This window comes from Pseudomonas sp. LG1E9 (assembly GCF_003290225.1).
GTDB lineage: Bacteria > Pseudomonadota > Gammaproteobacteria > Pseudomonadales > Pseudomonadaceae > Aquipseudomonas > Aquipseudomonas cyclaminis.
Genome location: NZ_CP029983.1, coordinates 1,862,435 through 1,875,500 on the forward strand (window position 1 = coordinate 1,862,435; position 13,066 = coordinate 1,875,500).

The 13,066-nt window shown below is 61.7% G+C and carries 13 protein-coding genes; 7 read left to right on the forward strand and 6 right to left on the reverse strand.

The genetic code is table 11. The annotated features are described in order from the left end of the window. Position 1: 1 nt before the first annotated feature. Positions 2-781 (reverse strand): IclR family transcriptional regulator, encoded by a 780-nt coding sequence (locus DNK50_RS08745; RefSeq protein ID WP_112193591.1) that lies wholly within the window; start codon positions 779-781, stop codon positions 2-4. 119 nt (positions 782-900) lie between these two features. Here DNK50_RS08745 and hmgA point away from each other — a divergent pair, with 119 nt between their 5' ends. From hmgA to DNK50_RS08765, 4 genes are all read left to right on the forward strand, one after another. Further along, on the forward strand, positions 901-2,184 hold the full coding sequence (hmgA, locus tag DNK50_RS08750) for a homogentisate 1,2-dioxygenase (RefSeq protein ID WP_112193592.1): 1,284 nt from the start codon (positions 901-903) through the stop codon (positions 2,182-2,184). Positions 2,185-2,187: 3 nt separating this feature from the next. Beyond that, positions 2,188-3,474 (forward strand): fumarylacetoacetase, encoded by a 1,287-nt coding sequence (fahA, locus tag DNK50_RS08755; protein ID WP_112193594.1) that lies wholly within the window; start codon positions 2,188-2,190, stop codon positions 3,472-3,474. A 12-nt stretch (positions 3,475-3,486) separates the two neighbouring features. After that, positions 3,487-4,122 carry a maleylacetoacetate isomerase gene (gene maiA, locus DNK50_RS08760; RefSeq protein ID WP_112193596.1) on the forward strand — a complete coding sequence of 212 codons (636 nt, stop codon included), beginning with the start codon at positions 3,487-3,489 and terminating at the stop codon, positions 4,120-4,122. Between the two features lie 74 nt (positions 4,123-4,196). Further along, complete coding sequence (locus DNK50_RS08765; protein WP_112193598.1) at positions 4,197-5,564, forward strand: aromatic acid/H+ symport family MFS transporter; 1,368 nt, start codon at positions 4,197-4,199, stop codon at positions 5,562-5,564. Here DNK50_RS08765 and DNK50_RS08770 read toward each other — a convergent pair. After that, entirely contained in the window at positions 5,561-6,364 is an 804-nt protein-coding gene (locus tag DNK50_RS08770; RefSeq protein ID WP_099584978.1) for a SirB1 family protein, read from the reverse strand. The genes DNK50_RS08765 and DNK50_RS08770 overlap by 4 nt on opposite strands. A gap of 185 nt (positions 6,365-6,549) precedes the next feature. Between DNK50_RS08770 and DNK50_RS08775 the strand changes: the two genes are divergently transcribed. Then, entirely contained in the window at positions 6,550-7,569 is a 1,020-nt protein-coding gene (locus tag DNK50_RS08775; RefSeq protein WP_099584979.1) for a Glu/Leu/Phe/Val dehydrogenase dimerization domain-containing protein, read from the forward strand. Between the two features lie 54 nt (positions 7,570-7,623). Here DNK50_RS08775 and DNK50_RS08780 read toward each other — a convergent pair whose 3' ends face one another. Continuing rightward, positions 7,624-7,884 carry a YebG family protein gene (locus DNK50_RS08780; RefSeq protein ID WP_003171979.1) on the reverse strand — a complete coding sequence of 87 codons (261 nt, stop codon included), beginning with the start codon at positions 7,882-7,884 and terminating at the stop codon, positions 7,624-7,626. Between the two features lie 247 nt (positions 7,885-8,131). Between DNK50_RS08780 and DNK50_RS08785 the strand changes: the two genes are divergently transcribed. Further along, positions 8,132-8,620, forward strand: a complete 489-nt coding sequence (locus DNK50_RS08785; protein WP_099584980.1) for a phosphate-starvation-inducible protein PsiE — start codon at positions 8,132-8,134, stop codon at positions 8,618-8,620. Here DNK50_RS08785 and DNK50_RS08790 read toward each other — a convergent pair. The 3 genes from DNK50_RS08790 to DNK50_RS08800 all read right to left on the reverse strand — a co-directional run bounded on the left by DNK50_RS08790 (position 8,617) and on the right by DNK50_RS08800 (position 11,912). After that, positions 8,617-8,931: a DUF3509 domain-containing protein gene (locus DNK50_RS08790; protein ID WP_099584981.1), complete on the reverse strand. Its 315-nt coding sequence runs from the start codon at positions 8,929-8,931 to the stop codon at positions 8,617-8,619. The genes DNK50_RS08785 and DNK50_RS08790 overlap by 4 nt on opposite strands. 254 nt (positions 8,932-9,185) lie before the next feature. Continuing rightward, complete coding sequence (locus tag DNK50_RS08795; RefSeq protein WP_112193599.1) at positions 9,186-10,475, reverse strand: serine/threonine transporter; 1,290 nt, start codon at positions 10,473-10,475, stop codon at positions 9,186-9,188. 60 nt (positions 10,476-10,535) lie between these two features. Next, positions 10,536-11,912, reverse strand: a complete 1,377-nt coding sequence (locus tag DNK50_RS08800; protein WP_099584983.1) for an L-serine ammonia-lyase — start codon at positions 11,910-11,912, stop codon at positions 10,536-10,538. 137 nt (positions 11,913-12,049) lie between these two features. Between DNK50_RS08800 and DNK50_RS08805 the strand changes: the two genes are divergently transcribed. Continuing rightward, positions 12,050-12,997 carry a LysR substrate-binding domain-containing protein gene (locus tag DNK50_RS08805; protein WP_112193601.1) on the forward strand — a complete coding sequence of 316 codons (948 nt, stop codon included), beginning with the start codon at positions 12,050-12,052 and terminating at the stop codon, positions 12,995-12,997. Positions 12,998-13,066: the final 69 nt, after the last annotated feature.

Here is a 13,066-nt window from a genome sequence, read left to right on the forward strand (position 1 = left end):
TTCAGGCCTGATAACCCATCCGCCAACTCACGGCCTGGGTCGCCGCCAGCAAGCGCTGCGCCGCCGGGCCATCTTCGTCGGCATGGAACAGCGAGGTGGGGCCAACCACGGTCATCACCGCCGCCACTTGCCCAACCGCGTTGAACACCGGCGCCGACAGCGCATCCACCCCCGGCATCAGCAGGCCATGCACAAAGTGCAGGCCACGGCTGCGGATCTGCTCGCAGGTGAGGGCGTAAGCCTGGTCGTCGGCCAGGGCGTGGGCGAGACCGGCCTGGATTTCACGCTCACGCAACTCGACGGTTTCCCGCGACGGCAGGAAGGCGCTGAACACCAGCCCGGTGGACGAGCTGAGCAGCGGCAACACCGAACCCAATTGCGTCACCACCGTGACTGCGCGCACCGCCGGCTCGATCTGCACCACCGTCGCGCCCTGGTTGCCCCATACCGCCAGAAAGCAGGTTTCATTCAACTCGTCGCGCAGTTCTGCCAGGGGCATCGCGCCGACTTTCAGTACGTCCATGCTGCCCAGTGCGGCCAGGCCCACCCGCAGCGCCTCGCGCCCCAGGCCGTAATGGTTGGTGGCGGTGTTCTGTTCGGCAAAACCAGACGCGATCAACGCCTGCAGGTAGCGGTGCACCTTGCTTGCCGGCATCTGCACATGTTCGGCCAGGCGCGACAACGAAGTGGCGGGCGACAACTCGGCCAGGGCCTTGAGGATGTCGGTGCCCACTTCGGCCGAGCGGACTTTCTGTTTACCGGTGTCGCGAGGCTTTTCCATGGAAGGGCGAGAATCCGAGAGATGAATGGGCGTCTTTATAGCTTGACGGTTGATGGTGATCAAATTACGTTATGCGTAACTGGATTACGATAAAAACAACTGACCCCAGAGGAAGCTCCATGAACCTCGAATATCTTTCGGGCTTCGGCAATGAATTCGCCAGCGAAGCCCTGCCCGGCGCCTTGCCGGTCGGCCAGAACTCCCCGCAAAAAGCGCCCTACGGGCTGTATACCGAACTGTTTTCCGGCACCGCCTTCACCATGGTGCGCAGCGAAGCCCGTCGCACTTGGCTGTACCGCATCCAGCCATCGGCCAATCACCCGGCGTTCATCAAGCTGGAGCGACAGCTGGCCGGTGGCCCTCTGGGCGCGGTAACGCCCAATCGCCTGCGCTGGAACCCTTTGGATATTCCCGGCGAGCCGACAGACTTTATCGACGGCCTCGTCGCAATGGTGGCGAACGCCGGGTCAGAAAAGCCCTCAGGCATCAGCATCCATACCTACCGCGCCAACCGTTCGATGGAGCGCGTGTTCTTCAATGCCGATGGCGAACTGTTGATTGTCCCCGAGCAGGGCCGCTTGCGTATCGCCACCGAACTCGGTGTGCTGGAGGTGGAGCCGTTGGAGATCGTCGTGCTCCCGCGTGGTCTCAAATTCCGCGTCGAACTGCTGGATGCGCAAGCACGCGGTTATGTCGCGGAAAACCACGGCGCGCCGCTGCGCCTGCCGGACCTTGGACCTATCGGCAGTAACGGCCTGGCCAACCCCCGTGACTTCCTTACCCCGGTTGCGCACTACGAAGATCTGAAACAGCCTACAACCCTGGTGCAGAAGTTCCTCGGTGAGCTGTGGGCCTGCGAGTTGGACCACTCACCGCTGAACGTGGTCGCCTGGCACGGCAACAACGTGCCGTACAAATACGACCTGCGCCGCTTCAACACCCTCGGCACCGTGAGTTTCGATCATCCCGATCCGTCGATCTTCACCGTATTGACCTCGCCCACCAGCGTGCACGGCCTGGCCAACCTCGACTTCGTGATCTTCCCGCCGCGCTGGATGGTCGCCGAAAACACCTTCCGCCCGCCGTGGTTCCACCGCAACCTGATGAACGAATACATGGGCCTGATCCAGGGCGCCTACGACGCCAAGGCCGAGGGCTTCCTGCCCGGCGGTGCGTCGCTGCACAGTTGCATGAGCGCCCACGGCCCGGACGGCGAGACCTGCACCAAGGCGATCAACGCCGAGTTGGCGCCGCACAAGATCGACAACACCATGGCGTTCATGTTCGAGACCAGCCAAGTGCTGCGTCCCACCCAGTTCGCCCTGGACTGCCCGCAACTTCAACCTGCTTATGACGCGTGCTGGGCCTCGCTGCCCAACACCTTCAACCCGAACCGGAGATAACCCATGACTCAGCCCACTTCTACCCAAAGCTGGGTGGCCTGCGCCAATGGCCACCGCGACTTTCCTTTGCAGAACCTGCCGTTGGGCGTGTTCAGCATCAACGGTTCGGCCCCGCGCAGTGGCGTGGCGATTGGGGACTGCATCTTCGACCTGCATGCCGCTCTGGAAGCATTTGAGGGTGAAGCACGCCGAGCGGTTGAAGCGACGGCGGGCGGCCAGTTGAATGCGTTTTTTGAACTGGGCCGTGGCCCGCGTGTTGCGCTGCGTGAGCGCCTGTTGGAACTGCTTGCCGAGGGCAGCCCGCTGCAAGCGCGTGAGGCGCAGGTACTGCACCGTGCCGCCGATTGCCAGATGCATGTACCGGCCCGGATCAATGACTACACCGACTTCTACGTCGGCATCGAGCACGCGCAGAACGTCGGTAAGCTGTTCCGTCCCGACAACCCTCTGCTGCCCAACTACAAGTACGTGCCGATCGGTTATCACGGCCGCGCCTCGACCATTCGCGCCTCCGGTGCCGATGTGCGTCGCCCCAAGGGCCAGACCCTGCCCGCCGGCCAGACCGAACCGACCTTCGGCCCTTGCGCACGGTTGGACTACGAGCTGGAACTGGGCATCTGGATTGGCCAGGGCAATGCCATGGGCGACTCGATTGCCATCGGCGACGCCGCCGAGCACATTGCCGGTTTCTGTCTGCTCAACGACTGGTCTGCGCGGGACATCCAGGCCTGGGAATACCAGCCGCTGGGGCCGTTCCTGTCGAAAAGCTTCATCACCACGATTTCGCCCTGGGTTGTCACGGCCGAAGCACTGGAACCGTTCCGCAAGGCGCAACCGGCCCGTCCCGAGGGCGATCCGCAACCACTGCCGTACTTGCTGGATAAACGTGACCAGGCCGCCGGTGCCCTGGACATTGAACTGGAAGTGCTGCTGACCACCGCGGCCATGCGCGAACAGAACCTGCCGGCCCAGCGCCTGGCCCTGAGCAACAGCCTGCATATGTACTGGACTGTGGCGCAACTGGTGGCACACCACAGCGTCAACGGCTGCCAGTTGCAGGCCGGTGATCTGTTCGGTTCGGGGACCCTGTCCGGGCCGCAGGAAGGGCAGTTCGGCAGCCTGCTGGAGATGACCGAAGGCGGCAAGAAGGTCATCGAATTGCCATCCGGCGAAGTGCGCAGGTTCCTGGAAGACGGTGATGAAATCATCCTGCGCGCCCGCTGCAACCGGGAAGGTTTCGCCTCCATCGGCTTCGGCGAATGCCGTGGCACTGTGGTCGCCGCACGTTAAGAGGGCAGGGTGATGGAACTCTATACCTACTACCGCTCCACCGCGTCGTACCGGGTGCGTATCGCCTTGGCCCTCAAGGGCCTGGACTTCACGGCGGTGCCGGTGAACCTGCTGGTACCGGCGGGCGGCGCCAATCGCCAGCCGGAGTACCTGGCAATCAACCCTCAAGGCCGCGTGCCGGCCTTGCGCACCGATGACGGCGAACTGTTGATTCAGTCGCCGGCGATCATCGAGTACCTGGACGAACGTTATCCACAGGCGCCGTTGCTTTCCAAAGACCTGGCCACCCGCGCCCATGAGCGTGCCGTGGCGTCGATCATCGGCTGTGATATCCACCCGCTGCACAACTCCAGCACCCAGAACCTGTTGCGGCAGTGGGGGCACGATGAGGCGCAATTGCTGGAATGGATCGGTCACTGGATCAGCCAGGGGCTGGGCGCGGTGGAGCAGTTGATTGGCGATGCGGGGTTTTGTTTTGGTGAACAGCCTGGGCTGGCGGATACGTTTCTGATTCCCCAGCTGTACGCGGCGGAGCGCTTCAAAGTGCCGTTGGCGGCGTATCCGCGCATTGGCCGGGTGGCGGCATTGGCGGCGCAGCATCCGGCGTTCATTCAGGCCCACCCCGCCAACCAACCTGACACCCCATAACGCTCAAGGCTTGCACCCTCCCTCCCGCAGGGGATTTGCGTCACCTACCAATAAAAATAAACAGGTACCTTGCGATGCACAATCAGATTGCCAGCTTTCGCGCGGCACTCGACGCCCGTCCGGTGTCGCGCTATCAGTGGTTGATCCTCCTGTTGCTGGCGTTGCTGCTGGTGACCGATGGCTACGATGCTCAGGTGCTGGGCTATGTAGTGCCGGCTTTGGCGTCGGATTGGGGATTGGAAAAAGCTGCGTTCGGCCCGGTGTTCAGCGCCAACCTGCTGGGGCTCACATTAGGCTCGCTGCTGGTGACGCCTTTGGCTGACCGATTTGGCGTACGGCGCATCTTGCTGGGCTGCGTGTTGATCTATGCCTGCCTGACTCTGCTGATGGTGTTCGCCCACTCACTGACCTCCCTGATGGCTGCGCGATTTATCTGCGGCATCGGCATGGGTGGCGCGATGCCCAGCGCCATGGCGTTGATGTCGGAATATTCGCCGCCGCGCCTGCGCACTCTGATGGTGACCTTGGCGGCGTGCGGGTTCTCGTTCGGCGGTGCGGCGGGTGGGTTTGTGGCGGCGGGGTTTATCGACAGCTTCGGCTGGCAAGCGGTGTTCCTGGCCGGTGGCGTCACACCGTTGCTGTTGTTTCCGTTCCTGGTGTGGCTGCTGCCTGAATCGTTGCCGCGCCTGTTGCGCGATGCACCGCCGTATCGGCGATTGCGCAACGTGACCTCGCGCATGCTGCCCGACTGGCAACCGCCGCCGGCGAACGAGGCAGAACACCTTCAAGCGCAGGGCAGCAAGCTGACGGTGGTCGAGCTGTTCCGCCATGGCTATGCACGTCCGACGCTGCTTATCTGGGCGACCTTCTTTGTCAGTCTGATCTTGCTGTATTTCATGATCAGTTGGCTGCCGTCGCTGTTGCTGGAAAGTGGCCTGGCGCTGAATCAGGCCAATTTGGTGACGTCGATGTTCCTGTTTGCCGGCACCTTGGGCGCGATCGGCATGGCCTGGTTTGCCGACAGGCTCAAAAGCAAGGTGCGCCTGCTGTCCACTGTATTGGCGGCGGCTGCGGTGTGCACCGTTTTGCTGGGGCTGAACCACGACAATTCGCACTATCTGGTGGCCTGTGTGTTTGCGGCCGGGTTCTGCATCATCGGGGGACAATTGACCCTCAATGCTTTCGCCAGCAACTTTTACCCGGCGCATGTGCGTGCCACCGGTACCGGTTGGGCACTCGGTGTCGGGCGCTTTGGTTCGATCCTGGGGCCGTTGTTTGGCAGCATGCTGCTGGCGATGCATATTCCGGTGCAGCAGATTTTTTTCTTTTGCGCGATACCGGCGGTGATGGCGGCATTGTTGATTATTCAGGTCCGATCACCAGGGGGTGATGTGCCGAAGAGCGCGCTGCCTGGCGATATTCTCAAGGCGCCTGAGGGCTAGTGCACCACTGAATTGGGCGGCAGGTGCCCTAGCCGCTCGGTCAGGCGCAGGCGTTGGATCGGATCTTCACTGAGCATCAGCGCGTGTTCCAGGTCAAAACGCTCGGCGTTCGGGCAGTCCAGGCGTTGATACAGGCTGGCCCGTGCCAGGTAGTCGGCGGCATTGGCGCTGCCCAGTTCCAATACGCGCTCGGCGTCCACCAGGGCTGCCAGCGGGTTGTCGTTGGCGAGGTGCAACTGGCGCAGGTTGCGCGACAGTCGTTGCAGGATAGAACGCGCGTCGGCGGTGTGCAGGTGGTCGGCCTGCAACTTGAGGTTGGGTCCGTACTGGCGTTGCAGCAATTCACGGCAATCGTTGGGGTACAGGCGCCGCCCGCCGCACGGGTCCAGCAAGTGATCGGCACCGGGCACCCGCAGCAGGAAGTGCCCGGGGAAGTTCACGCCAACCATCGGTATCTCCAGGCGTCGCGCAAGCTCCATGGCAATCAACCCCATGGCCAGGGGTTGCCCGCGTTTGCGCTGTAGCACCTTGTCCAGCAGTGCGGCGGCAGGGCGCAGCGGGGTGAAGTCATCCTGGGCAAACCCCAGGTCATTCATGCGCCGCAGCAGCGGTTGACCCAGTTCATCTGCCGGCAGCATGGGCATGCTCAGGCTGACCTGTTGTTGCAGTAAGGCCAGGTTCTGCAGGATCTCTAGCGGCTGCACCGCCGGGTCGTGCTCGGCGGCGATCCACAGCGCTGCTTCGAACAGCGCTGGCGGCGAACGTTGCAGGCAGGCGAAAAAGGCTTGGCGGGGCTTCATTGCGTTCTCCGGCGGATGCCCCCGTTTTAGCCTTGCTGAGAATGTTCGTCTAGTGGCTTAAGAAATATCCCACGTTCTTATGTCGCAAGCTCTGCAAAATCGGGCGGCTTATTCCAGTGCACTTCGGCAGTTTTCTGCCGCCAGCCTATACTTGGCGACACCAGAAGTGATTCGGGAGCTTGACGATGTTTGCTCTCATGCACAGCACCCGCCTTGAATCGCTGCACCTGAGCGTCGACCCGGTGACGGGGCTCAAGGCGGTCATCGCCATTCACAACAGCCGCCTGGGGCCTGCCTTGGGCGGCTGTCGTTATATCGCCTACCCCGACGACGAAAGCGCCGTGGCCGATGCCGCGCGCCTGGCCCAAGGCATGAGCTACAAGGCGGCCCTGGCCGGGCTGCCGGTAGGCGGTGGCACGGCGGTAATCCTGCGTCCCGCCCATGTGGAAAACCGGGCTGCGTTGTTTGAAGCGTTTGGACGTTGTGTCGAGCAACTCAATGGGCGCTACATCACCGCTATCGACAGCGGCACCTCGGTGGCCGACATGGATTGCATCGCCCAACACACCTGTTTCGTCACCAGCACCACCGCCGCTGGCGACCCTTCGCCCCATGCGGCCATGGGCGTGTTCGCCGGCATTCGCACCACCGCCATGGCCCGCCTGGGCAGCGACAACCTCGAAGGGCTGCGCGTGGCAGTCCAGGGCCTGGGCAACGTCGGTTATGCACTGGCCGAACAACTGCACGCCGCCGGTGCCGAATTGCTGGTCAGCGACATCGATCACGGCAAGGTGCAACTGGCCATGGAACAACTGGGCGCGCACCCCATCGCCAATGACGCGTTGCTCAGCACCCCCTGTGACATCCTTGCGCCCTGCGGCCTGGGCGCGGTGTTCAACCGCACGAGCGTGGGCCAACTGCGCTGTGCCGCCGTGGCCGGGTCCGCCAGTGCGCAACTGACCAACCTGCAAGTGGCCGACCAACTGGAAGGGCGCGGCATCCTCTACGCCCCCGACTACGTGATCAACTCCGGCGGCCTGATCTACGTCGCCCTCAAGCACAGCGGTGCCGAACTGCCGACCATCACCGCGCACCTGTCCAACATCGGCAAGCGCCTGACCGAAATCTACGCCCACGCCCAAGCCGAAAAACGCTCCCCGGCACGGGTGGCGGATGAACTGGCCGAACGCCTGCTCTATGGATGAGCACGCATTAAAAAGGCCCTGAACCAATGATTCAGGGCCTGTTCAATTCGGGCTTTATTCCGCCGCTGCGTTGAGCAACTCGGACAACGCGTCCGGCTGGCTCTTGAAGGCCTTGGCAAACACATCGCGATTCTTCGCCATGTAGATCCCGGCTTCTTCCACCTGCTGCTCGCTCAGGGACGGCACGGCTTTTTGCAACACTTCTGCCAGCAACTCAGCGAGTTCAAGCATTTTGTCATGACGGTCAGCTTCGGCTTTATCCATGAACAAACGCTCCAGATCTCGGCTGCTGCGGTATACCACTTCGACGGCCATTCACCACCTCACATGCCTTCACGATAGTTGTCTTTTGCGACTACTGTATTTATATACAGCGAAAAGGGTAAGCCAAACCGTGGGGTTTGGGTAGCAGTTTTTTAATGTAGCCCGTAAATACAGGTTTGGCGTGCCTCATATCACCCCGCCATCATCTCATGCCAGTGCTGGCCTTTTTTCTGCATGCAGAACAACCGTCACGTCCAACCCGCATTATCCGGTCGAGTCGACCTAAGGAAGTACCCTCGTGAAAATCAACTGGGCCGAAAAGCTGCGTCTGCAAGTCCATGGGCTGGCTGAGTCGCTGGGCAATCTGTTCGTGGAGTCGTTCCACTACCTGGCGCTGTTCGCCATTGGTGCAGTAACCGCCTGGGCGGCGGTGATGGAATTTCTGGGGATGCTGGAGAACGGACACATCAAGATCGATGACATCTTGCTGCTGTTCATCTACCTGGAATTGGGCGCCATGGTCGGGATTTACTTCAAGACCAACCACATGCCCGTACGCTTCCTGATCTACGTGGCGATCACTGCGCTGACCCGTCTGTTGATCTCCAACGTGTCCCATCACAACCCGCCGGACGTAGGCATCATCTACCTGTGCGGTGGGATTTTGCTGTTGGCGTTCGCGATTCTGGTGGTGCGCTACGCTTCGTCGGCGTTCCCATCGGTGAAGGTCGAAGGCCCGCGCCGCAAGGGCCAGACGAGCCTGGAAACCGAGAAGGGCGAGCTTTAAAGCCCGACGCTGAAGGGCAGGGTGCGGCTGGGCGGTCGTTGCAACAATTGGTGATCGCCATCCGTCATCACCGCCAGGATCTCCATGGCGCTGTGGCCCTGCTCGATGGCGATGCCGAACTGGATGCTCTGCACCAGGCGTTTGAGTCGTTGCGGGTCGTTGCGTTGTTCGGCGCTGATCATGCGTTTGGCGACCACGCCATCCTCATTCGAGAGGGTGAGCATGATGCTGCCGTCCAGCCGTTGGATACTCAGGTTGACCCGGTAGGTTGGGGTAAAGGTGTCGGTGATGATCTGAAAAGGATTGTCCATGGTGCGTTACCGCCTGATAAGAACATGCAGTCATTGACGACCGGTATCGGGATTAGTTCGCGTCTCCTGACCACCGGCCAAAGTCCGTTTCCCTCAAAAGCTGTACAGCAAGGGGCGTGCCGTACACGCAATGTAGGAAGGGGCTTGCTCCCGATAGCGGTGTGTCAGCCAATAGATGCTTGGCTGAAAGACTGCTATCGGGGGCAAGCCCCTTCCCACATTTGATTTGGGTTGTGCTGAGTCCGTGGGCTATTTCAGGGCAGTACGGAGAAAACGATCGCAGACAGCGCAATCAACCCGATCACCACCACAAACACATTCGACACTTGGCCCGAATACTGGCGCAAAGCTGGCACGCGGCGGATCGCGTACATCGGCATCAGGAACAGCAGGCACGCGATGATCGGCCCGCCCAGGGTTTCGATCATGCCCAGGATGCTTGGGTTAAAGGTGGCCACGGCCCAGCAGGTCAGCACCATGAACAGTGCGGTGCTGCGTTCCAGCCACTTGGCCGACATGGAGCGGTTACGCCCGCGCAGGGATTTGACGATCAAGCCCTGGAAGCCTTCGCTGGCGCCGATGTAGTGGCCGAGGAAGGATTTGGTGATGGCCACCAGTGCAATCAGTGGCGCGGCGTAGGCAATCACGGGCGTCTGAAAGTGGTTGGCCAGGTACGACAGGATGGAAATGTTCTGGGCCTTGGCCGCCGCCAGGTCCGCCGGTGACAGTGCCAGTACGCAGCTGAAGCAGAAGAACATCACCGTCAGCACCATCATGCCGTGGGCGGTGGCGAGGATGCCGCTGCTTTTGCGCTCGGCCTGCGGGCCGTACACGTGTTTCTGGTCGACGGCGAACGCGGAGATGATCGGCGAGTGGTTGAACGAGAACACCATCACCGGGATCGCCAGCCACAGGGTCTTGAAGAAGATGGGCAGCGGCATGCCTTCGCTGGCGGAGGCGAAAAATGCGCCGTTCCAGTTGGGGATCAGGCTCAACGCCAGTAACAGCAGGGCGGCGACGAACGGGTACACCAGCACGCTCATTGCCTTGACGATCACGCCCTGGCCGCAGCGCACGATGGCCATCAGACCGAGGATCAGCACTAGCGACAGAATTGCCCGTGGCGGCGGCGTCATGTGCAACTGGTGCTCCATGAAACTGCCCAGGGTATTGGTCAGCGCCACGCTGTACACCAGCAGAATCGGGAAGATCGCGAAGAAATACAGCAAGGTGATCAGCTTTCCCGCGCCGACGCCGAAGTGTTCTTCGACCACTTCGGTGATGTCGCCGGATTTGCCTGACAGCACAAAGCGCGTCAGCCCACGGTGGGCGAAGAAGGTCATCGGGAAGGCCAGCAGCGCCAGCACGATCAGCGGCCAAAAACCGCCGACGCCGGCGTTGATCGGCAGGAACAGGGTGCCCGCGCCGATGGCGGTGCCGTAGAGGCCAAGCATCCAGGTGGTGTCGTGTTTGGTCCAGCCGGTGGTTACGGTATTTTCTACTTCAACAGGATTTTCGGCAGCAGGTGTACGTACATCGGTCATCGTTATTGCCTCGTTATTATTTTTGCGCGGGCTCACGTTGGGGCGGTCAGGGGGTGCTCCTCAGCACTCCACCCAGCTCACGGCCAGGCCGCCCCGTGAAGTTTCTTTGTATTTGTCATGCATGTCGGCGCCGGTATCGCGCATGGTGCGGATCACGCGGTCGAGGGAGATGAAGTGTTTGCCATCGCCGCGCAGGGCCATTTGCGTGGCGTTGATGGCCTTGACCGCCGCGATGGCGTTGCGCTCGATGCACGGCACTTGCACCAGGCCGCCGACCGGGTCGCAGGTCAGGCCGAGGTTGTGTTCCAGGCCGATTTCGGCGGCATTTTCCAGTTGCTCGGGTGTGGCGCCGAGGATGTCGGCGAGGCCAGCGGCGGCCATGGCACAGGCCGAGCCGACTTCGCCCTGGCAGCCGACTTCGGCGCCGGAGATTGAGGCGTTTTTCTTACACAGGATGCCGACGGCGGCGGCAGCCAGGAAGAAATTGACCACATCATCGTCGGACGCGTCGGCGTTGAACTTCATGTAGTAATGCAAGACCGCCGGGATGATCCCCGCCGCGCCGTTGGTGGGGGCCGTGACCATGCGCCCGCCGGCGGCGTTCTCTTCGTTGACGGCGAGGGCGAACAGGTTGACCCATTCCATGGCCGACAAGGTCGAGGTGATGACGTTGGGTTTGCCGATTTCCAACAGGCTGCGGTGCAGTTTCGCAGCACGGCGTGGCACATCCAGGCCACCAGGCAAGATGCCTTCATCACGCAGGCCCTGCTCCACGCATTCGCGCATCACCGACCAGATATGCAGCAGGCCGCTGCGGATTTCTTCGTCGCTGCGCCACGCGCGTTCATTGGCCATCATCAGTTCGGAGACGCGCAGGCCGTGCTTGTTGCACAAGGCCAGCAGTTCGACGGCGCTGGAAAAGTCATAGGGCAACTGCACATCGCTGGTCGGCGCGATGCCTGACGCCGCCTCAGCCGCTTCGATGATGAAACCGCCGCCCACCGAGTAGTACGTTTGCTCGCTGAGCAGGCCGCTGTCGCCATAGGCGTGCAGGGACATGGCGTTGGGGTGGTAGGGCAGGCTTTCGTCGAGTAGCAGGAGATCGGTGCGCCAGTTGAAGGCAATGTCCTGGGTGCCGGCCAGCAATAAGCGGCCGGACTCGCGCAATTGCTGGATACGTGTGTTGATCGAGGTGGGATCGACACGGTCCGGCCATTCGCCCATCAGCCCCATCACGCAGGCGCGGTCGGTGGCATGGCCAACGCCAGTGGCGGACAGCGAGCCGTACAGACGCACTTCCACCCGTCGGGTTTCGGTGAGCACTTGCTGGTCGCTGAGGGCTTGGGCGAAGGTCGCCGCTGCCCGCATGGGGCCGACGGTATGGGAGCTGGACGGGCCGATACCGACCTTGAATAGATCAAAAACACTGATAGCCATGCTAAACCCTTACAAGCAATGGAGTAGGAATCGCTGCCATGTTTTGTAGGACGAGCGCAATTGGCGCGATACTGAGCCTCTGGATCGGCACTGACCAACGAATTATCCTAAGACACCCTTTAGCAGGACTAAACCCTATGGCTCGCCCGCTTCATGGTCAGACTTACGTCTGGCTGCACGTGTTTTCCTGTGCTGCACGGCATCTGTCGTTCACCCGTTGTGCCGAAGAACTGCACATCACGCCGGGGGCGGTGAGCCAGCAAATCCGCCAATTGGAGGAGCGTTTGGGCTTTCGGCTGTTCCATCGACGGGCTCGGGGAGTGGAGCTGAGTGCCGAGGGCCAGCGATTGGCGGCGACGGTGGGGGAGGCTTACGGCAGCATTGATGCGGAGTTGCAGCGGCTGGATGCGGGGATGATCAGCGGCACCTTGCGCCTGCGCTCGATTCCGTCGTTCCTGGGCAAGTGGCTGACCCCGCGCTTGCCGCGCTTGCAGCAACGCTTTCCGGACATCCAGTTGCGCATGGTCGCCGAGGACAGCAGTATCGCCCTGCATGAGGGCGACTTCGACCTGGCCATCGACCTGAACGACGGCAGCTACCCCGGCCTGTTATCCACAGCCCTGCTGGATGAGCAGATATTTCCGGTGTGCGCGCCGAGCCTGTTGCGCGGCCGCCCGCCGCTGCACGGGCCGGCCGACCTGGTGCATTTCCCTTTGCTGCACGACATCACCGCCTGGCGTGGGAGTTATGAGTACGCCGAGTGGGAGTTTTACCTGAACGCTATCGGCTACCACCAAGCTGATGTTCGTCGCGGCCATACCTTCAACCGCAACCACTTGACCATCGAAGCCGCGATCGCCGGCATGGGTGTGGCCATTGCACGGCGTACCTTGCTTAACGATGAGCTGGAGCGCGGCACCTTGATCGTGCCGTTCGGCCTGGCCGTGCCCAATCACAAACGTTACGTATTGCTCTACGCGCCGGGCGCGCTGAGCCATCCGGGCGTGCGTGCGGTGCATGACTGGCTGGTAGAGGAAGCGGGGATTTTTCGCGGATTGCACCCGTTGGGAGACGGGCAATTGTGACGTTTACAGAGCGTAAGAAGATGTAACTAACTCCCCACCCTAACAGCGTTTTTGCTCGTCGTCAGGCTT